Origin of the sequence: Fictibacillus sp. 18YEL24 (assembly GCF_015903855.1) — a bacterium.
Taxonomy (GTDB): Bacteria; Bacillota; Bacilli; order Bacillales; family Fictibacillaceae; genus Fictibacillus; species Fictibacillus phosphorivorans_C.
Map to the genome: position 1 here is coordinate 78,086 of NZ_JACZDT010000002.1, position 19,888 is coordinate 97,973.

Annotated in this window: 18 protein-coding genes; 11 read left to right on the top strand and 7 right to left on the bottom strand. The window is 39.5% G+C overall.

Translation table 11 applies throughout. From position 1 onward, the window contains the following. Nucleotides 1–48: 48 nt before the first annotated feature. Complete coding sequence (locus HU823_RS05870; RefSeq protein WP_144696656.1) at nt 49–1,542, bottom strand: peptide MFS transporter; 1,494 nt, start codon at nt 1,540–1,542, stop codon at nt 49–51. Nucleotides 1,543–1,865: 323 nt separating this feature from the next. On the opposite strand from HU823_RS05870, the gene rlmN reads away from it, so the two are divergent. The 3 genes from rlmN (at nt 1,866) to HU823_RS05885 (ending at nt 6,268) form a co-directional block, all read left to right on the top strand. Then, on the top strand, nt 1,866–2,945 hold the full coding sequence (gene rlmN, locus HU823_RS05875; protein ID WP_197221433.1) for a 23S rRNA (adenine(2503)-C(2))-methyltransferase RlmN: 1,080 nt from the start codon (nt 1,866–1,868) through the stop codon (nt 2,943–2,945). 817 nt (nt 2,946–3,762) lie between these two features. Further along, on the top strand, nt 3,763–5,715 hold the full coding sequence (locus tag HU823_RS05880) for an endonuclease MutS2 (RefSeq protein WP_197221434.1): 1,953 nt from the start codon (nt 3,763–3,765) through the stop codon (nt 5,713–5,715). Nucleotides 5,716–5,728: 13 nt separating this feature from the next. Further along, nucleotides 5,729–6,268, top strand: coding sequence for a GNAT family N-acetyltransferase (locus HU823_RS05885; RefSeq protein WP_197221435.1), 540 nt, complete (start codon nt 5,729–5,731; stop codon nt 6,266–6,268). Between the two features lie 17 nt (nt 6,269–6,285). On the opposite strand, the gene HU823_RS05890 is transcribed toward HU823_RS05885, so the two are convergent. Continuing rightward, the gene (locus tag HU823_RS05890) at nt 6,286–7,851 is read right to left on the bottom strand and encodes a glycosyl hydrolase family 28-related protein (protein ID WP_197221436.1); all 1,566 of its coding nucleotides are present in this window, start codon (nt 7,849–7,851) and stop codon (nt 6,286–6,288) included. Nucleotides 7,852–8,241: 390 nt separating this feature from the next. On the opposite strand from HU823_RS05890, the gene HU823_RS05895 reads away from it, so the two are divergent. The 4 genes from HU823_RS05895 (at nt 8,242) to HU823_RS05910 (ending at nt 13,216) form a co-directional block, all read left to right on the top strand. Next, complete coding sequence (locus HU823_RS05895; RefSeq protein WP_066399370.1) at nt 8,242–9,429, top strand: ParM/StbA family protein; 1,188 nt, start codon at nt 8,242–8,244, stop codon at nt 9,427–9,429. 14 nt (nt 9,430–9,443) lie between these two features. Continuing rightward, nucleotides 9,444–10,031 carry a hypothetical protein gene (locus tag HU823_RS05900; protein ID WP_197221437.1) on the top strand — a complete coding sequence of 196 codons (588 nt, stop codon included), beginning with the start codon at nt 9,444–9,446 and terminating at the stop codon, nt 10,029–10,031. A 376-nt stretch (nt 10,032–10,407) separates the two neighbouring features. Then, nucleotides 10,408–12,447 carry a catalase gene (locus HU823_RS05905; protein WP_197221438.1) on the top strand — a complete coding sequence of 680 codons (2,040 nt, stop codon included), beginning with the start codon at nt 10,408–10,410 and terminating at the stop codon, nt 12,445–12,447. Between the two features lie 109 nt (nt 12,448–12,556). Next, entirely contained in the window at nt 12,557–13,216 is a 660-nt protein-coding gene (locus HU823_RS05910) for a glycosyltransferase (RefSeq protein WP_197221439.1), read from the top strand. 36 nt (nt 13,217–13,252) lie between these two features. On the opposite strand, the gene HU823_RS05915 is transcribed toward HU823_RS05910, so the two are convergent. From HU823_RS05915 to HU823_RS05925, 3 genes are all read right to left on the bottom strand, one after another. Next, nucleotides 13,253–13,441, bottom strand: a complete 189-nt coding sequence (locus HU823_RS05915) for a DUF4025 domain-containing protein (protein ID WP_144696672.1) — start codon at nt 13,439–13,441, stop codon at nt 13,253–13,255. A 31-nt stretch (nt 13,442–13,472) separates the two neighbouring features. Further along, on the bottom strand, nt 13,473–13,643 hold the full coding sequence (locus HU823_RS05920) for a hypothetical protein (protein WP_197221440.1): 171 nt from the start codon (nt 13,641–13,643) through the stop codon (nt 13,473–13,475). Nucleotides 13,644–13,757: 114 nt separating this feature from the next. Next, a complete protein-coding gene (locus tag HU823_RS05925; RefSeq protein WP_197221441.1) occupies nt 13,758–14,909 on the bottom strand; it encodes a GNAT family N-acetyltransferase in 1,152 nt (383 codons plus the stop codon). A 251-nt stretch (nt 14,910–15,160) separates the two neighbouring features. On the opposite strand from HU823_RS05925, the gene HU823_RS05930 reads away from it, so the two are divergent. Together HU823_RS05930 and HU823_RS05935 are read left to right on the top strand one after the other, a co-directional pair. Next, nucleotides 15,161–15,853, top strand: a complete 693-nt coding sequence (locus HU823_RS05930; RefSeq protein ID WP_197221442.1) for a pseudouridine synthase — start codon at nt 15,161–15,163, stop codon at nt 15,851–15,853. A gap of 140 nt (nt 15,854–15,993) precedes the next feature. After that, on the top strand, nt 15,994–17,373 hold the full coding sequence (locus HU823_RS05935) for a YjiH family protein (RefSeq protein ID WP_228116108.1): 1,380 nt from the start codon (nt 15,994–15,996) through the stop codon (nt 17,371–17,373). A gap of 48 nt (nt 17,374–17,421) precedes the next feature. Here the strand turns inward: HU823_RS05935 and HU823_RS05940 are convergent, their stop codons facing one another. Further along, entirely contained in the window at nt 17,422–17,898 is a 477-nt protein-coding gene (locus tag HU823_RS05940; RefSeq protein WP_144696678.1) for a glutathione peroxidase, read from the bottom strand. A 115-nt stretch (nt 17,899–18,013) separates the two neighbouring features. On the opposite strand from HU823_RS05940, the gene HU823_RS05945 reads away from it, so the two are divergent. Next, a complete protein-coding gene (locus HU823_RS05945) occupies nt 18,014–18,505 on the top strand; it encodes an NUDIX hydrolase (RefSeq protein WP_197221443.1) in 492 nt (163 codons plus the stop codon). A gap of 84 nt (nt 18,506–18,589) precedes the next feature. Here HU823_RS05945 and HU823_RS05950 read toward each other — a convergent pair whose 3' ends face one another. Beyond that, nucleotides 18,590–19,270, bottom strand: a complete 681-nt coding sequence (locus HU823_RS05950) for a carbonate dehydratase (protein ID WP_231607315.1) — start codon at nt 19,268–19,270, stop codon at nt 18,590–18,592. 263 nt (nt 19,271–19,533) lie between these two features. Here HU823_RS05950 and HU823_RS05955 point away from each other — a divergent pair, with 263 nt between their 5' ends. After that, entirely contained in the window at nt 19,534–19,881 is a 348-nt protein-coding gene (locus tag HU823_RS05955; protein WP_144696684.1) for a flagellar basal body rod protein, read from the top strand. The last annotated feature ends 7 nt before the right edge of the window (nt 19,882–19,888 follow it).

Sequence of the window (19,888 nt, forward strand, 5' to 3'; positions counted from 1 at the left end):
CCACTGACATAATGGAGGACCATCACATCAGTGGTTGTAAATTTAAGATTAACGGATACCTTTCATCTTCTCTTGAATCTTAGGTGAGATGACAAATAGGATAAGTGATAACACAATCGCAGCTCCACCGATCGTACCGAAGTACATCATTTCTGTTTCTGCAGAATAGAACTTAACGATTTGTGCGTTGATCGCTTGTGCAGCTGCACTTGCTAAGAACCATAAGCTCATTGTTTGTGCAGAGAACGCTGCTGGAGCAAGCTTCGTTGTTGCAGAAAGTCCTACTGGAGACAATAGAAGCTCACCGATAACAACGATAAAGTAACTAAGCACTAACCATAATGGACTTACTAGTGAATCCTCTCCTCCAAAGTAAGCAGGAAGAAGAATAACTAAGAAAGATAATCCAGCAAATAACAAGCTTAGTGCAAATTTCTTAGGTACTGACGGTTGACGTGTACCAAGTTTTACCCACATCCATGCGAATAGTGGAGCAAGTGTAATGATGAATAAAGGATTTAGAGATTGGAACCAAGCTGGTGAAATCTCAAGTCCTGCAAATGTTAAATCTGTACGCTTGTCCGCATAAGCTGCAAGAATCGTTGAACCTTGTTCTTGGATTGCCCAGAACATAACAGCTGCGATGAATAGCGGGATGTACGCAATAATTCGTGAACGCTCGTCTGATGTCGTTTTTGGACTGCGGTACATAACCACGAAATAGATGGTAGGAATCGCGATACCAAAAATACCAACTAGTGTAATGAATACTTCAAGTGTGAAAATACCTGCTGGAATTGTTGTTCCTAAGATAACAGCTAGTACAACTGCAGAAATACCAACGATGATTGATACTTTCTTCTTCTCAGCTGGAGTTAATGGGTTAGGCACATACGTACCAGCAAGCCCAAGATTCTTTTTCTTCGTCACAGCAAATACGATTAGTCCTAATAACATACCAACTGCTGCGATACCGAAACCTAAGTGGAAACTCTTTTTAGCAACTTCCCCAACGATTAATGGAGATATGAAAGCACCAAGGTTGATCCCCATGTAGAAGATAGAGAAACCTGCATCGCGACGAGTATCGCCAGGAGCATAAATATCACCAACAACACTGGATACGTTAGGTTTAAGCAAACCTGTACCGATAACGATAAAGACCATGGAAATAAACAGCATAGTCAAATCGCCTGGTAGTACAGCTAGGACGATATGACCAATCATGATCAAAATACCACCATAGAATAACGCTCTAGATGTACCAAAAACTCTGTCTGCTAACCAACCACCGATTACACCGGACATATATACAAGTGAACCATAAATGGACATGATTGCTAGTGCAGTGGACTCTTCTATCCCTAGACCACCTTTAGAAACTTCATAGTACATGTAGTAAATTAGGATTGCACGCATTCCGTAGTAAGAAAAGCGCTCCCAAAACTCTGTGAAGAAAAGTGTGAATAATCCTTTAGGGTGTCCAAAGAAGCCTTTTTGCGGGACACTATCCACAATTTTCTGTCTATTGATGTCTGACATATGACAACCTCCTCTTAGTACATTAAATATAATACTTTGAAATATTTATTATTGTCAAAAGTTTTCGGCTTATCTATTATTACAGGTTCTTATGCATACGTAAATGGAAATTACACCCTTTATGGGCATAATGGCTTATATCTATGCAAAAATAGAGTATAAAAAGTGTATAAAAGTAGTGCGGAAATTTACTTATGTAGTATGCTCAAAAAAATAAAAAAATTGTAAGGTGCTGGGAAACGGGTTCAAACATTGTGTACATAGTGAAATTTTTAGTACTATAGAAGAATAAGTTTACAGGTAGTGAAAAGAGGTCTTTTTACATGAACAAAAATTCCATTTATGGATTAACGATTGAACAACTTACATCATGGCTTGGGAAGCATGGCTATAAACCGTATCGCGCTTCACAAGTATGGAACTATTTATATAGAGAGCGAGTAACCACGTTTTCGGAAATGGTCGATATCAAAGCAGATTGTATTGAATTATTAACCGAAAATTTTACCATTCAAACGCTTCGGGAGCACGTGAAGCAGGAAGCTTCAGATGGAACGGTGAAATTTCTTTTCAAATTGAATGATGGTAACCTAATCGAAACCGTACTGATGAGACATAAATACGGTTTATCGGTCTGTGTAACAACACAAGTCGGATGCAATATTGGATGCAGCTTTTGCGCAAGTGGTTTGTTAACCAAAACACGAGATCTATCAAGTGGGGAAATCGTAGAGCAAATCATGAACGTTCAGCATCATTTAGACGCAGTTGGTGAGGGAGAAAAAGTAAGTCATATCGTAGTAATGGGAATCGGTGAGCCTTTCGATAACTTCCAGAACATGATTGATTTTCTTAAGATCATGATCGATCAAAAAGGTTTAGCGATCGGTTCAAGGCATATCACTGTCTCAACAAGCGGGATCGTGAACAAAATGTACGAGTTTGCAGATGTGAACATCCCTGTAAATCTCGCTTTATCCCTTCACGCACCGAACAATGAACTGCGTACAAAAATCATGAAAATCAACCGAGCTTTCCCTGTTGAAAAGCTGATGGATGCAATCAACTATTATATCGAGAAAACAAATCGCAGGATTACAATAGAATATATTCTATTAAAAGATGTAAATGATCATGTTGAAGAAGCCGTTGAACTCGCAGCTCTTTTCCAAGATAAAAAGAAAAAAACGTATATCAATCTGATCCCATATAACCCAGTTGATGAGCACAGCCAGTATCAGCGAAGTGACCAAGAATCGGTTCTAGCGTTTTACGATACGCTCAAGAAGAACGGCATCAACTGTAAGATCCGCCAAGAGCATGGTACAGATATCGATGCAGCTTGCGGTCAGTTGAGAAGTAAACAGATCAAGAAGGATAAAGATCAATCGATTAAGTCTTAATGGAAGGCTGTTTACTCCTAAAAGTGCGTGGTGAATGGAAGTGGACAGTAAAAATGGCCAAGTAGACAGTAAACGTGTAAAAGTGGACAGTATTTCATCGAAAGTGGACAGTAAAACTCAAAAAGTGGACAGTATTTTCTAAAAAGTCGACAGTAAGCACACTTTGAGGTGTTTGCACGCTACCCATTGCCTGTCTACGCATTAAAACTGCTCCTATGTAGAGGTAGTTTTGTTGATGGTGACGGTAATCTGTCTGATTCTAAGATTAATCTGTCCAATTGGCCACATAATCTGTCCAATCTGCACCGTAATCTGTCCATTTCAGCCAATAATCTGTCAAAAGCAGCATTGAATTCGAAAACAGCCTAATGATAAGAGACCGGTTTTTTCAACTGGTCTCTTTTTATTAAGTTGACAACTGTAAAACAATTACATATGATGATGGTAATTCAATGGAAGGGATGGTGTGTTTGTGAGCGTTGTCGTTCTTAACTAAAACAATTTGGATATCGGTCTACAAAAGAAAAATGAAACGGCATGTCCGGTTTATTTGTTATGTCTTTTGTTTGCCACCAATAGTTAAGAACAGCGGTCAGATACAAGCCATCATACTCAACCCCTTGATGCTGCGGACTCTTCTTATGAGCCGATTTTTTTATGCATTTTTTAGGGTGAAGTCTATCTATGAGGCAGAAATGACATGTTCATTTCTGTCTTTTTTTTATTGGCAGTTCCTGGCCTCTGTTAAGAGGAGGGATAATAAACAATTCTTTAAGATAACTTGTTTTTGCTATTAAAAATTTTGGAGGTAGTTCCATTGAATACACAAACTATAAACATGCTTGAATATAACAAAATTAAAGAACAACTTGCATCTCATGCATTAAATAAAGCTACAAAAGAACAAATAGAAAAACTTAAACCTTCTTCAAACCTGTCTGTGATTCAATCATGGATGCTCGATACGACGGAAGCAAAACGCATTTTAGAGAAGAGTGCGAGTGTTCCGATCGCTAATTTAAACGGTTTGGAGCAAGTTCTAGAGATACCGAAAAAGGGATTAAATCTATCTCCCGAACAACTCACATTAATATTCGGCCTTCTAGAAAACGTGAGCCGGATGCAGCGATTCATGAGAGACAAAACTTCTGTAGGACCCGGCGTCTCTTCTTATGCGTACTCTATGTTTGACCTAAGTGATTTAAAAGAGGAGATCTATCGTTGTATTCGTAACGGTGGAGTAGATGATCATGCTAGCAAAGCTTTGTTAAAGGTAAGAAAAAAGATTACCGTTGTTGAAGAAAGAATTAAGTCTAAGCTCGATAACATGATGAAGTCTTCGGTTTACCGTGATATGCTGCAAGATCAGATCGTTTCCATGAGAGATGGTCGTTATGTTATTCCGGTTAAGAGCAAATATAAGCGTAATATTGACGGTCAAGTACTTGATAGTTCCTCAAGTGGCGCTACCGTGTATATAGAACCACATGATATTCGTAAACTTCAAACCGAAATCAGTATGCTTAGAGCAGAAGAGGAGATCGAGATCTCTATGATTCTAGGCGTGCTGACAGGTATGGTTGCGAGTTACGAAAGGGAATTGCATATTACGATTGAAGCGATGATTCATTACGATTTTATCTTTGCAAAAGCGAAGTATAGCAGAGTGCTAGATGCGAAATCAGTAGCCTTAAATCAAGAGAATGTGATAAGCATCATTAACGGCAAACATCCGTTGATCGGTGAAAAATGTGTTCCATTGCATTTTAATCTTGGCAAAAGCTATCAGTCACTCATCATTACAGGACCTAATACGGGTGGAAAGACGGTAGCTATTAAAACAGTAGGTCTATTAACCTTAATGGTTCAAACAGGGCTACATGTACCTGTTGATGAAGGAAGTGAATTTGCCGTATTCAGAGACGTTTTTGTTGATATTGGAGATGGGCAAAGTATCGAACAATCTTTAAGTACGTTTTCTTCCCATATGACAACGATCATCTCTATTTTAAAAGATGCAGGACCACAGGATTTAGTCATTTTAGATGAACTAGGTGCAGGAACGGATCCTTCTGAAGGAATGGGGCTTGCCGTTGCTATCCTTGAGAGATTGTACAGCAAAGGAAGTATGATTTTAGCAACCACTCATTATAGTGAAATAAAAGAATTTGCGTCCGTTACACCTGGATTTGAAAACGGATCGATGGATTTTAATCTTGAGACGCTTCAACCTACGTATTCATTAATCATCGGTAAAGCAGGTAAGAGTCAGGCTTTCTCAATCGCAAAGAAATTAGGGATGGACGATGAAATTATCCACCGTGCACAACTCGTCTCAGGAAAAGAAGGTTATCCACATGTGGATAACGATGCTGTTTCAATGTTTTCCACAGATGATTTTCAAAAACTTGAGAACTTACGTGATAATGCTCAGTCGAAAGTAAAGAAACAAGAGGAGAAACCCCGAATAACGGAAGAGCAATTAGGAGAAGTTTTTCATATTGGTGATCGTGTATTCGTTTCAAGTCTAAAAGCCGCAGGTATTGTTTACAAGCTAGAGAATGATCATGGAGAACTAGGTGTATTGGTTGGAGAAAGTAAGCATATCATTCATAAAAAGCGTTTAAAACTTCATATTGAGAGTAAAATGCTGTATCCAGACAATTATGATATGGACATTGTATTTGAATCAAAAGAAAATAGAAAAAAGAACAATTCCATGAAAAAGCGTCATGTTGAAGGTCTTTCTATCGAGAGGGAAGATCACTAAGTGAGGGAGCAAAATGAAGAACCTTGTCACGTGTAAAGTAGTTGGCGTTATTGAACTAACGGATGATTTCTTAAAGGAATTCAACCGATTTCAAGAAACAAAACAAGTATGGTATGTAGAAGATAAATCCTACAAAGTGAAGGATGATTATTTTATTGATGACTGGTCGCCGGAAAGAAAGGTTCAGGTCATTGAAGAGTTAAGAAGATGTGTAAGCAGCGGTGGAGTAGTTGTTGCAGCATGGAAACAGAAGCAGTTAGTAGGGTTTGCGAATATAGAAAGTGAACGCTTTGGATCCGAAGCACAGTATGTAGAGCTGCCATACCTACATGTCTCAAATGAGGTGCGGGGTATGGGGATAGGGAAGAAGCTTTTTTCTCTTTGCTGCCAAGAAGCGAAGAGGCTAGGCGGTAAGAAACTCTATATTGCAGCGCATCCGTCTATTGAATCACAATCGTTTTATCGCGCTGTAGGGTGTTCACCAGCAGAAGAAGTGAATGAGCGTATCTTTAAAAGAGAACCTTTAGACATTCAACTTGAAATAGCGTTATAACAAAGGGAAAGAGACATCTACGTACTGCTAGATGTCTCTTTTTCAATAACGACCTCTTCAGCCAGTGCTTGCTCGATGTCTGAAGCAATATCTATCACTTTTGTAAAAAAATGATCGCAGCGAATGCCTTTCAATGTTACATCATTGGGGCGATGAGGTCCTCCGTATACTTTTACAGCAGGTCCAGAGGTTGTAAAATCTTTTACGACAACATCGTTCAGAACTATGTTGTGAGCACGATATTGAATGGCAATCACCGGATTACCTTCATAGTTATATGTGCGATCACCTAGGACGGTTAAACCATTAATCACAACATGATTATAACCTGATATCACGAGGCCACGAGGAGTGGAATCTTTATAGAGCTCTGTAAAAATAGGCGCGATGCTAAACAGATTAGTTGCTGAGATATGATGAGCTGTTTTCGATTCAGGATCTATATCCTTATGATGGCCGATATGACGAAAATTGTAGGATCGGTTATCATTTACAGATAAATGACCATAGATGTGTACATTTGTAGCGGCAGAAGCGTTATGATGTGCTTTAATCTCAATGCCTCCAAAGCAGCGTGCTGTTGAGTTGTTCAGAAGCCAAACATTATGAGAACCGTCATCGATTTCAATGCCATTAGAGTTCGAGAATCCTTTCTTATGGGACCTTCCGCTTGGATCACTCATATGGGAATTGGAAATAAAGATATACTCACTGTGGTGTGTGGTAATACCATCATCACCAAAGCCGTAGCCATTGAGATTGTCTAACCAGATGTATTTACTTCCTCCTCTTGAACGAGTACCGTCCCCGAGGTAAGTATATAGCGAAGAAGACACATCAAACCCGTGCAACCCTGGATTAATAGCTTCTAGATCAAACATCCAGCCATAAGTGACATTAGCGAAGGTTAAACAGCTTGATCGATTGTTTCCTGCACTCGTTTTTTCTTCGGAATCTAGCCGTTCTAGGTTCCAATCGAGTGTCATTCCTTTTACGGCTATGTTTCGATTACCTTTAAAATGGTTCTTATTTGTGATCAGCCATTCTGCTTTAGGACAATCATCATGCAGTTGTAGGGTCGTTTTACGTTTTCCTTCCCCTAAAAGAATCGTCCACGAAGGCAATTTGATGCCTTTTGTTATGAATTTTCCTGCTGGAATACGTACAATGACTCTTCCTTTTCCGATTGCTTTTTTAAAAGCCTCTGTATTATCGGTTATTCCGTCCCCAACAGCTCCATAGTCTAATACGTTTACTTCCTCTTTTATATAACGATAAAGCATCTCGTACTGCTCATTTAACTTCGAGATCCATCTTGGATAGATATGATCTTGTTCATCTTTATCCCAATCAGTTGTATCGACGTCTTTGTAGCGAGCCTTTTTTATTACCAAACTTTTTGTTGCATATTTGAACCATTCTAAAGAATTTCTGCTACGTTTTTTATATTTTTTTAATGAGTCTTTGAATAGATTCTCTGAAGTATTTAAATCAATAGATTCTGTACGAGCATACTTTTTTCTCATTTGTGCGATTAAGTTTTTATTAGTGAGTGGATCATGATGTTTATTAAGTGAAATCATTAAACGATCACCTCGGCTTTAAATAAATAGATTATAATTCATGATTTCCCTATCTAAAATATAATAATCAGCATGTTAAAGGAGTGGGGGAGAGGTATTTTGACAACCTAATTTTGGATGTAAACAAATATGTTTGCAAGTTTACAAATACGTTTACATTTGTTTGCTTATATGTTTGCAAGTTTACAATACTGTTTACTTGTTGGTGTATAAGGGTTTGTCCCATATTAAATGGTTTGTTTGCAACTATGTTTACAAGTTTACAGAAAATGTTTGCGTGTTTACAAATGTATTAAAAAGAAAAATAGGCATTGTTTAATTTCAATTAACCCTCTAATCTATTTATATAGCAACAAAATAAAGATTTGAAAAAAGAAAGGATGTACGCCCATGAGTAATTCTAGAATTGCTGCAGTTGATGTAGGTAACGATTCACTAAAAGGAATTTTCGGTACATTAGAACATGAATTAAACATCCCTAACGTAATTGCTAGAGATATTGAGGATCGTCCTGTAATCGGGATTGAGGAGTTAGACAGCAAAGATCCTTTAGAAGGCATACATATTAGAGTTCACTCCCCTGCCCTAAAAGAAAACAATGTCATTTATCGTGTAGGTCAGCTTGCTGCTAAGAGCGATAACTCTACTGAATTAGATCCAGGAAGCAGTAAATCAGAAGAAGATCAAACATTGATCATGCTTTTTGCAGCATTAGCTCTTGATGCTGTAAATGAAGATAATGCTAAAACATTTACAAAAAACAACAATGTGATTGATACAAGCTATATTTTAGGTACAGGCCTTCCTCTACGCGAAGTGAAGGAAGGTAAGGATGCTGGATATCGTTCAAAATTACTAGGTTCTGTTCACCAAGTAGAATTCTTAGTAACGCCTAAGTATCAAGGAATTAAAGTAAACTTAAAGTTTGAAGAAGTGAAAGTGTATCCTGAAGGTTTTGCTGCTTTTATTAACCTTGTTATGGATAACGATTTAAATATTACGAATAAAGATCTGATCGACAAGCCTATTCTGATTCAAGATATCGGCGGCCTGTCTACAGATATCGCAGTTATAAAAAATAGAAACGTTGATGATGATAAAGCTCAAGGATTTAACCTTGGTGTTTCTGAAGCGCTAGAACAAATTAGAGAAGAAATCCGCTCTAAACATGGTGTGGAATTAGACAGCCGACGTGATGTAGTAGATATCATTACGAAAAAAACGAACCGCAACCACATCATGGTTCGTGGTAGCCGTACGAGTGTTCATGACATCACGGACCGCATTTTAGTAGACCTGGCGAAAAAGCAATACCGTCTTCTTCGCAACGTTTGGCAAAAGAATTCGCAAACTGAAATCTGCTATTTTGTAGGTGGAGGATCTGCGGTACTTAAAGATTATATTAAAACGTTAAACAATAACCTGGATGGCTACAACATCGACTTTTTTGAAGATGAAAAAGAAAGCATCTGGATGATGGCAAACGCTTATTATAAGCTGATCTCTGATCACTTAAGAAGAACTGCGCCTAAAGAGAAAAAGAGCGAGGATAAAGACAAAAAAGCCGTTAAAGCTTAAGCAAGGGTGATGAAATGGACAAAAAAGCATCCAATGAGATTACAAGAGGTAAAACGATTGCTTTTCGTATCCCCTCTGACACCCCAGATCACGTCATCAAGCAGCTTCAAAAGCTGAAAGAGACGGAAAGGCGCAATTTTTCGAGCAAGATCTCAGAGTATGTTCTTCAAGGTGTGGGACAAGACATCCAAAGAGATCGAGAGACGATTACGATACCGTTGCCGAAAAATTTAAGTAAGATGCAGCGTGATTGGTTAAAGCATGAACATTCAGAGGCCTTGTTAGGCAATATCTTGTATCAGCTCATATCCAATCCTGTAAGAACAGCATCTTTACTGGCGGCTTTAAACAGCAACGCAACCGATATTGATCAGGCTCTATATCTACAGGAAGACATACAGCGCGAAGAGGATTCATTGGATCAGTACGAAAATCCAGTTGAGACCGAACAATCAACCGATGACTTTGACGATGATGATCTAAGTCAATTCGATTGGAACAGTGCAAAGCGAGATGAGCCTGAAGAAAAAGAAGAAACACAAAATCCGGAGCAGGAAATGGAAGATCTGCTTGGGGATTTTCTGGCACATATGAATAAGTAACTAGAAAGCGCAGCTGAATCCTCAGCTGCGTTTTTTTTATAAAAGTGAGCTTTCATGCTACGGGGTATGTAAGAGAAATTAAGATGCATAATTTGTCGAGGATTGTAAACTTGCGGATAAACCATTAAAACTTTTGGATTGAGCAACTAATCTCGTGGATAAACAGCCGAAATTTCTGGATTGCGTTCCAAAACTTCTGGATTGAACGAGTTGAATACCCATATAGGTATATGTAACGTTCAGTTTCGGTACACGAAACAGTAACTATTCTCCCTTTGAAGGACTAGAACTTTTATAAAAAATCAGTTTGTTTCCAACACAGGTAGGGAAAGGTCTCTTTGAGATGTGAAAATACATAATGGAGAGGATTAGTTATATGAGCGATCAGAACAAAGTGAACGGCAACAGCAAGAATGAACAGCTGGAACAGTATCGTGCAGATGACAAAGGCAAAAAGTTAACGACCAATCAAGGGTTAAAAGTTGCTGAAGACGAATTCTCGCTAAAAGCGGGAGAACGTGGTCCAACACTTATGGAAGATTTTCATTTTCGGGAAAAAATGACTCACTTTGATCATGAACGAATTCCTGAGCGTATCGTACACGCTCGTGGATTCGCAGCTCATGGTGAGTTTGAATTATATGAGTCTTTAGGAGAATTTACTAAAGCGAATTTTTTAAATGATATCTCTAAAAAAACACCTACGTTCGTCCGTTTTTCAACCGTAGCAGGTTCACGTGGATCCGCTGAAACGGTGCGTGACGCGCGCGGTTTTGCAACGAAATTTTATACGGAAGAAGGAAACTACGATCTTGTTGGAAACAACATTCCGGTTTTCTTCATTCAAGATGCAATCAAGTTTCCCGATCTCGTTCATGCGTTAAAACCTGAGCCTCATAACGAGATGCCGCAAGCAGCAAGCGCTCATGATACGTTTTGGGACTTTGTAGCCAACAACCAAGAGTCGGCGCATATGGTGATGTGGGCGATGTCTGACCGAGCGATTCCACGTAGCTTTCGTATGATGGAAGGGTTCGGCGTTCATACGTTCAGACTTGTGAACGACGAAGGTAAAGCGCATTTTGTAAAATTTCACTGGAAGCCAGTCTTAGGAACACATTCACTCGTGTGGGATGAAGCACAAAAAATTTCCGGGAAAGATCCGGATTTCCACCGCAGAGATCTTTGGGAGTCAATTGAAAATGGGGATTACCCAGAATATGAACTAGGATTACAAATCATTGCGGAAGAAGATGAATTTAACTTTGATTTTGATATTCTAGATCCGACGAAATTGTGGCCAGAAGAGGATGTGCCGGTAAAAATTGTCGGCAAGATGACGTTGAACCGTAACGTGGATAACGTTTTTGCCGAAACAGAGCAAGTAGCGTTCCATCCGGGACATGTTGTACCTGGAATTGATTTTTCTAACGATCCACTTTTACAAGGACGCTTGTTCTCCTATACAGATACACAACTTTCTCGTCTTGGAGGACCAAACTTTCATGAACTTCCGATCAATCGACCTGTTTGTCCGTTTCATAACAATCAGCGTGACGGAATTTCACGACATACGATTAACAGAGGGCAAGTGAGCTATCACAAGAATTCACTTGCAGCGAATACGCCGTCACCTACTCCAGAAGCAGATGGCGGATATGTTCATTATCAAGAAAAAGTAGACGGAAGAAAAATCAGAGGCAGAAGCGAGAGCTTTAAAGATCATTTCTCTCAAGCCACTCTATTCTGGAACAGTATGAGCGAGCCGGAAAAACAGCATCTAAAGAACGCTTTTAGTTTTGAGCTGGGTAAAGTGAAGAGCAAATCTGTACAACAACAAGTCGTAGATATGTTTGGCAACGTGAGCCTGGAGCTTGCGACTGCTTTTGCAGAAGCGATCGATGCGGTACCTCCTCAAGGAGAAGAGTCTTCCGTTACGAAGTCTTCACCAGCGCTTAGCCAGCTAAATACGGTTAAAAGCTCTAAAACAAGAAAAGTAGGGGTAATTGTTGGGTCTACTGTGAGTGGTGAAGTGGCAGAGATTTTGCAATCGTTAAAAGACAGTGGTATTCAGGGTGAATGTATCAGCGATAAGTTAGGTAAGCGCACAGCGGCTGATGGATCAGAACTAGAGATCATGCATACGTTCTTGACGGCAACGTCGGTTATCTTTGATGCGATCTACGTAATAGGTGGAAGTAATGATGCGGCGTTTAAGAAAAATGCTCTGCACTTCGTTAATGAAGCCTTTGCGCACTTTAAACCGATTGGTGGTACTCATGAAGGTCAGCAGTGGCTGAATGAAGCAGAACTGACCGGACAGCCTGGTGTTGTTAGTGGAGATGGAAAAGACGATTTCGTACAGAACTTTACGGAAGCTATTTCTGTTCATCGCCATTGGAACCGTCAACTATAAGGATGAAAGAACAGTGAGCCTAAGGTTCACTGTTCTTTTTTGTATCTTAGGAATGAAATGATGAACTCGATACAAACTACATAAGAAACTAACATGAAGGAGAGTTCATATGTATAGAAAAATATTAAGCATGATTATGGTGCTTGCTATGGTTTTTCCAGTTTTTGGTTTACCCTTATCAGCTGAAGCAAAGACAAAACAAAGAGTGCAGGGACCGTGTTTTAACCAGAATGCGATTGATCTGTATTCGTTGCAAAGAAGACTGTGGAAAGACCATGTTTATTGGACGAGAAGTTACATTGTAAGCGCTACTGAAGGAGCCAAAGATCAAGAGGCTGTGTTAAAGAGACTATTACAGAATCAAACCGATATTGGTAACTCGATCAAGCCGTATTATGGAGATAAAGCCGGGAACGAACTCGGAAAATTATTAACAGAGCACATTGTGATCGCAGGCCAATTGGTGGATGCCGTGAAAAAAGGCGATACGGCAAAAGCGGCGACAATTAATAAAAACTGGTATCGTAACGCAGATGATATAGCCAAATTTATGAGTAAGGCGAATCCAAACTGGTCAGAGCAACAAGTCAAAGAAATGCTTTACACACATTTGAAGTATGTAAGTGATGAAGCTGTTGCAAGGCTTAAAAAAGATTATGCTGGAGAGATTGCGATCTTTGATAAGAACAAGAACCATATGGTGATGTTTGCCGATGAAATAACGAATGGCATCATGAAGCAGTTTCCAGACTCATTTAGAACATCATAAGAAAAAAGCCTCTCGGGAATGAGAGGCTTTTGTTTGCTATTTATCCTTTTTTTCTTTTTTGTTCTGTTCTTTTTGATCAATCGTACCTTGATTAAATGTATCGTTGATCTGCTCGTGAACGGTTTCTAATTCCTTGTCTGTCTTTGATTTGTTTTTCTTATCAAGTTCAAAGTTTTTCTCTGCGATGTCTTCTGATTGCTTTTGTTTATCTGTTTTGTCACTCATGAATGATTACCTCCTATTTTAGAAAAAGGGTCTACTTATCCTTTTCCCTCTCAGTTTTCCCTGAAACATGCTGAATTAAAATAGTCTTATCCGATGATGGATAAGGCTTTTGAAAAGGCTGTGCTTGAAAGTAGTTGATTTCCGCTCCAGGTTGCATGCTTTCCACGGGGCGAACGGTGAGCCTCCTGCCGCTTTGCGCCATTAGGAGTCTCCACCTGCCCGCTCGTCCCGTAGGAGTCAGCAACCTTCCGCTACAATCAACATGCAACAGATGAGAAAAAACATCTATAAGCCACTGACTTTTAGCAGTAACTTATTAAAAGAAATCCAGGAAAGCTGCGGGCTTATTTGTAATAATTTCTTCAAATCGTTCAGTGTTTTCTTGGTTACCTTTGATTTTTCCGCATGAAAATAGAAACTGGGGCTTTTGTGAGCCTAGAAGTGCTGCTGCCAGCGTTTGTACATCCATAGCTAATGCTTCTGATACAGTCTCTGATTCCCTCGTGATGCCATTTGCATCGATTGTGAACGTACCGTTGTTCCATTCAGCTTTTTCATCTGTAATGGATAGTGTAAGTCTACCTTCTACGTTTTTGAACGGATATTGCTTTAGAAAGCTTTCTACATCCACAATACGTGCCATGAAGTATGGGTAGTGCTCTTGGTGGATCCGTGGATTGTTCAATAAAAACGGAAGCTGATCATTAGATGGTGCGATAATTTTCACTTTGTCTACCATCGAATCGTGTTGACAGATGAAATTCCATAGAGCACGCCGTGCGTCATCGCTAACATATACAAACTCTTGAACGTCCAGCAATTTATCTGCGACCTTGCAGCATAGGTATCCCTTAGGTTCTCCGTTTTCATCTTTATAGAGGATCCGGTTATAGCCTTCTGTAAACACATGATTGTTCCACCAATAGTCTGAACGAGCAAGCAGATGATTGTATGTACGGAACCAACCTTCGTAAACCGTATTTAGTAACTCATTTCCGTCCTTCTCGGTTAACCTGGAAATGGTTCCAGGGACATCTTCATATCGCACGAGGTCACTTTTATTGAGTGTATATTTGTTCACTGAGGCTGTGAGTTCCCAGCCGAAACGGCGATAAAACTGGATATTGAAAGGGTGAAGCAAGCTGATGCTTTGACCATTCTCCTTCATTCTTAAAAGTGCTTGTTGTAATAGACGGGTGACCGATCCTTTTCGGCGATGCTCTGGCCAAGTGGCTACACCTGCGATTCCACCCATCGGAAACCGTTGATTTTCAATAGAGATTTCCAAAGAGTGAATATGAAGCTTAGAAATAAGCTCTTCGTTTTCAAACTCTCCCCAGATTTCTTGTCTCTTCATCATTTCATACCGTTTTGGCAGATCTTCTTTCTTTACGATGTACTGAAAAGCATATTGAGAAAGCTGAATGGATTTTTCAAATTCTGATTCTGATAATACTCTAAGTTCCATTTTAAAATGACCTCCCTTTACTTCCTCCATAGTACAAGTTCAGCGAGAGAGTTGAAAAGGATTTCACTAAAAAAGTTTTTGCTGTCCTTTTTTACAGATTAAAGCATGCATAAACGCTTTAAATAAAAATGGTAGTATGAATAGAGAAGTGAAAAATAATGGATATTTATAAAAACTATCGAAATTATATTCATTTGGAGTTATAATTATAAATCGTTGTGCATATTCACAACGTTGAAGTGAGGATTAGCATGCGCATTCATAAATATATTAGTTTAACGGGTTTTTGCTCTAGAAGAGAGACAAATCGGCTATTGAAGAATGACCGGATTTCTATAAATGGAGAGATCGCCAATAAAGATAGTTTTGTACATGAGACAGATACTGTCCTTATCGATGGAAAAATCATTCCTCAAAAAACGTCAGCGGTCTACCTCGCTTTTAATAAACCAGTGGGAGTAACGACCACATCTAATCCTGAAATTGATGGAAATATTCTAGAGTATATTGATCTATCAGAGCGCGTATTTGCTGTTGGAAGATTAGATAAAGCTTCTCAAGGTTTGATTTTATTAACGAATGATGGAGAGTTAGCCAATCGGATCTCGCAGGCGGATTATGGTCATGAGAAAGAATATGAAGTGACGGTCGATCAACCTGTTACCGAGTTGTTTCTCCAAAAAATGGCTCAAGGCGTCTTCATTTTGGATTCAATAACAAAACCTGCGAAAACAGAGCTCGTAAGCAAATATGTTTTTCGCATCACACTAACGCAAGGACTGAACCGGCAGATTCGGCGTATGTGTAAAACGCTCGGGTATGAAGTGGAGAAGTTAGAGCGTATACGCATTATGAATATACATCTTTATGCATTGGAACCTGGAAAGTGGCGGTATTTAAGGGATGACGAGCTTAGCGATCTGAAAAAAGGTTTAGAAATTTAGTATAAAAGGAAAGAAAAACTAGTATTTTATAAGAATTCTAGCATTTCTTACAATATTGCGAAAATTGTAGAATAAACATATACTTGGAAATGGAAAGTGTATGAAAGCGCTTTACATCGTAGGAAGAGAGGCATAAGATTATGGGTTTACCAAAGCAACAAATGGATTATGAAATGAAGCGAACAAATTTCTCTAGTTTGATTAAATTTATTGTTCCGTCTTTGATTGGTATATTTTTATTTATGATTCCTATCTCATATGATGGGGAAATTACCATTCCTGTAGCGATTTTAGCAGGAATGTTGCAGGATGGAATAGGTGCACATATCCCGAAAATCATGACAGCTATTATAGCGATTACGGTCGTAGGCTCTTTAGGCACATTCTTTTTTAAGCCTAAAGCCATTGTAAATCAACCGTTTCTAAATACATTGTTCAACGTTAATATCGTATGGCAATTGATTCGTGTAATAGGGCTAATTTTTGCTGTGATGACGTTGTTCAAGCTTGGGCCAGAAGCCGTATGGTCTGAAAATACAGGCCAGCTTCTACTCTTTGATTTGATTCCTGTATTGTTTTCCGTGTTCTTATTTGCAGGACTGTTCTTACCGCTGTTATTCAACTTCGGGCTGTTAGAACTTTGTGGTGCGCTACTCGTAAAAGTGATGCGACCTGTATTTAAACTGCCTGGACGTTCTTCTATCGATTGTTTAGCATCATGGCTTGGAGATGGAACAATCGGCGTTCTTTTAACAAACAAACAGTATGAAGAGGGCTATTATACGAAGCGAGAGGCAGCTGTTATCGGCACAACGTTCTCTGTCGTATCCATAACGTTCGCGATTGTTGTTCTTGCTCAAGTAGATCTGGCTCACATGATCGTTCCATATTATTTAACGGTCGTTTTAGCAGGGCTTGTATGTGCGATTATTATCCCGCGCATCCCGCCACTGTCTCGAAAGCCTGATACGTATTATGAGGGCGCAAAAGAAAATGTAGCCGATGAAGTGATTCCAGAAGGTGAGACACCTTTTCGATTTGGTCTTAAAAAGGCGGTTGAACGTGCTGATCAAAATAAAAAAGCGGCACCGTTAGTAAGAGAAGGTTTTCAGAACGTCCTTGATATGTGGATGGGGGTTGTTCCAATCGTAATGGCGATCGGAACATCTGCACTGATGGTAGCAGAGTTCACACCTTTCTTCACATACCTGGGAGCACCTTTTGTTCCGATCTTAGAGTTCCTGCAAGTTCCATATGCATCAGATGCAGCACAGACGATTGTAATCGGATTTGCAGATATGTTCCTTCCTTCTATCATCGGAGCAGGAATTGAGAGCGAACTGACTCGTTTCGTAATCGCGGCAATGTCAGTCATCCAATTAATCTATATGTCTGAAGTTGGCGGATTGCTGCTAGCTTCAAAGATTCCTGTTAACTTTAAAGAATTAGTTATTATCTTTTTCTTGCGCACATTCATCTCACTTCCGATTGTTGTGGGAATGGCACACCTTATGTTTTAAAAGAAAAGCTGTTCAGAGATTCGTTTCTCTGAACAGCTTTTTTAGATGCTATAAAAGTTCTTGTATATGTTTTTCAATGGTTTCAGGCTTGTCCGTTGGGGCGAAGCGCTTTACAACTTGTCCGTTTCGGTCTACTAAAAATTTCGTGAAATTCCATTTGATCGCTTTAGATCCTAAGATGCCAGGTGCTTCAGCTGCTAAGTATTTAAAAAGAGGATGCGCTTGGTCGCCGTTTACGTCAACTTTTGCAAACATCGGAAAGTTAACGCCATAGTTCAACTCGCAGAACTCCATAATCTCGTCACTTGATCCTGGTTCTTGCGCTCCGAATTGGTTACATGGAAAACCAAGAACAGATAACCCTTGCTCTTTATGGCTCTCATAAATGGATTGAAGGCCTTTGTATTGTGGGGTAAAACCACATTTACTGGCTGTATTTACAATTAAAAGCACATCGCCTTTGTAAGTATCTAAGTTGGTTTTCTCGCCTTTGATCGTTTCAACTGAAAAATCATATACAGACATTTTCTCAAACTCCTTATTTTCGTATTTTTTATTAGTGTAACGGTAAATGGAACGGCTTTCACTGAAAATGCTCGAAGTGGTAAAATAAGGAGCTAACAAAAAGAGGGAAGATAAAATGGACGCAGTGTTTCATGTGGAACATCAAGTTTTTAATTACCGTGTGGCTGGTGTATTGATTAAAGAAGGCCGAGTGCTCCTGCATCGAGCGAAAACAGAAACAAATTGGTCTTTACCTGGGGGACGCGTGAAGCTTGGTGAAGATGCGCAGACAAGTTTGAAGCGTGAAATGAAAGAAGAACTGGATTTGAACGTAAAAGTTAATGGTTTCTTATGGACAGTTGAAAACTTTTTTACATATGCAGAAAAAGAGATTCACGAGGTTGGATTATATTTTAAAATCACAGCAAAAAACCCGTTACCGTTTCATAATGGTGAGGAATTTACGGTGTTAGAAGCAGATCGACTTGTCTTTAAATGGGTTCCGTTGGAAAACTTAAATGAGTATGTGTTGTATCCCCAAGTGGTGAAGGAAAAGCTGGAGAAAGGTTCTTTTGAACCGGATTATTTCTTAGTAGATCAATCTCCTGTAATGGGTACACGTTCTTAACAGATACGAGAAAAAAGAAACAAGGTAAGTAGCGAGGTTAAAGTGTGTTTGACCAGAAGCTGCTTACCTTGTTTAATCCTGTTCTTAATCAGATTCTTCTTCGCTGCTGTTATTGTTATAAGCCAATCCACAAGAACAACGAGAATCACCGAACAAAAGATGATAAGCAGCTGGGAACTCCTGATTCACTAGCTGTACGCCGCGTGCAAACTCTTTTACGTCAGTAGGTACGCGGGAGAGTGCATCGGCTTTCTTTTGAGAATCAATATATGCTCCAGGCGGGACGAACCGATTCTTCCGAATACGCACTCCGTTCGTTACTACTGCATTGTAGGAAATAAAGCTTCCTTTCTCCACCGTAGCGTTATAAACGATCGCCTTAAAGCCTACGAATACTTTTTCTCCAATAAAACACGGCCCATGAATGAGAGCACCATGTGCAACAGATACTTCATTGTCGATAAAAATGGAATACTTTCGGCCATCAACTTTGACGAACTGATTCGTTAATCCATGAAGAATGACGCCATCTTGAAGGTTCGTATCAGAGCCGATATAAAATGGCGTTCCTTCATCTGCGCGAATACTCACCAGTGGTGCGACATATACGTTCTCTTGTATCCTTACATCCCCGATTACGCTTGTAAATGGACTTAAAAATGAACTTTGATCAATGGTTGGTGAAACTTGAATTGGATTAAAAGTCGTCTTAGGATTAGGGCTAACAAAAGGTTGAAAGCCATCTCCGCAATCATTGTGTTTCAAAACTATCCACCCCTTACAATTTATCTTCTCAGCGTATGCAAAGAAGAAAGAAGTGGAATCTGGTACTAAAAACCAATACTAGTCTGAAGAGATATGGATTGAAATTATATTAGTGTCCACCCCGCTTGTACAAAGCGGGGTTTTTGTATTTGTGTGGGGTCAGACCCCACTACGCCTCGAGGCTTATCTAAAGATACAGCTACGGCCAGTTTTGAGAAAATGCTGAGGGAGGTAAGCTAAAGATACGAAAGGAGGAAGCCAATATGAAAAAATTAGGCTTGCTTGTAGTTGGAGGAATTGCAGCAATCGTTTTAATCGCAAATCTTGGCCCGATGGTTGGTCTTGCAATCGGTCTGGCTGTCATGTATTACGCATTTAAGAAGGCGATGGCTGCGCAAAGTGGAGGAAAGAAATTTTGGTGGGGTGCTCTATCGGTAGTAGGACTCTGTGTATCCGTTAGCAACCTTCCTGCCATATTAGGTGCTGTCGCGATCTATGTTCTTTACGTGGTCTATAAGAAATGGAACCAATCAGCGGTATTAGATGAGAACGACAATAATGACCCTTTCACCAACTTTGAAAGAGAATGGGCAAAACTTAAAAATAGCTAAAAACAAA

Excerpts from the sequence above, each read along its gene's own strand:
- HU823_RS05870 (WP_144696656.1), bottom strand. The coding sequence starts at position 1,542 with ATGTCAGACATCAATAGACAGAAAATTGTGGATAGTGTCCCGCAAAAA.
- rlmN (WP_197221433.1), top strand. The coding sequence starts at position 1,866 with ATGAACAAAAATTCCATTTATGGATTAACGATTGAACAACTTACATCA.
- HU823_RS05885 (WP_197221435.1), top strand. The coding sequence starts at position 5,729 with ATGAAGAACCTTGTCACGTGTAAAGTAGTTGGCGTTATTGAACTAACG.
- HU823_RS05890 (WP_197221436.1), bottom strand. The coding sequence starts at position 7,851 with ATGATTTCACTTAATAAACATCATGATCCACTCACTAATAAAAACTTA.
- HU823_RS05895 (WP_066399370.1), top strand. The coding sequence starts at position 8,242 with ATGAGTAATTCTAGAATTGCTGCAGTTGATGTAGGTAACGATTCACTA.
- HU823_RS05900 (WP_197221437.1), top strand. The coding sequence starts at position 9,444 with ATGGACAAAAAAGCATCCAATGAGATTACAAGAGGTAAAACGATTGCT.
- HU823_RS05905 (WP_197221438.1), top strand. The coding sequence starts at position 10,408 with ATGAGCGATCAGAACAAAGTGAACGGCAACAGCAAGAATGAACAGCTG.
- HU823_RS05910 (WP_197221439.1), top strand. The coding sequence starts at position 12,557 with ATGTATAGAAAAATATTAAGCATGATTATGGTGCTTGCTATGGTTTTT.
- HU823_RS05915 (WP_144696672.1), bottom strand. The coding sequence starts at position 13,441 with ATGAGTGACAAAACAGATAAACAAAAGCAATCAGAAGACATCGCAGAG.
- HU823_RS05920 (WP_197221440.1), bottom strand. The coding sequence starts at position 13,643 with ATGGCGCAAAGCGGCAGGAGGCTCACCGTTCGCCCCGTGGAAAGCATG.
- HU823_RS05925 (WP_197221441.1), bottom strand. The coding sequence starts at position 14,909 with ATGGAACTTAGAGTATTATCAGAATCAGAATTTGAAAAATCCATTCAG.
- HU823_RS05930 (WP_197221442.1), top strand. The coding sequence starts at position 15,161 with ATGCGCATTCATAAATATATTAGTTTAACGGGTTTTTGCTCTAGAAGA.
- HU823_RS05935 (WP_228116108.1), top strand. The coding sequence starts at position 15,994 with ATGGGTTTACCAAAGCAACAAATGGATTATGAAATGAAGCGAACAAAT.
- HU823_RS05940 (WP_144696678.1), bottom strand. The coding sequence starts at position 17,898 with ATGTCTGTATATGATTTTTCAGTTGAAACGATCAAAGGCGAGAAAACC.
- HU823_RS05945 (WP_197221443.1), top strand. The coding sequence starts at position 18,014 with ATGGACGCAGTGTTTCATGTGGAACATCAAGTTTTTAATTACCGTGTG.
- HU823_RS05955 (WP_144696684.1), top strand. The coding sequence starts at position 19,534 with ATGAAAAAATTAGGCTTGCTTGTAGTTGGAGGAATTGCAGCAATCGTT.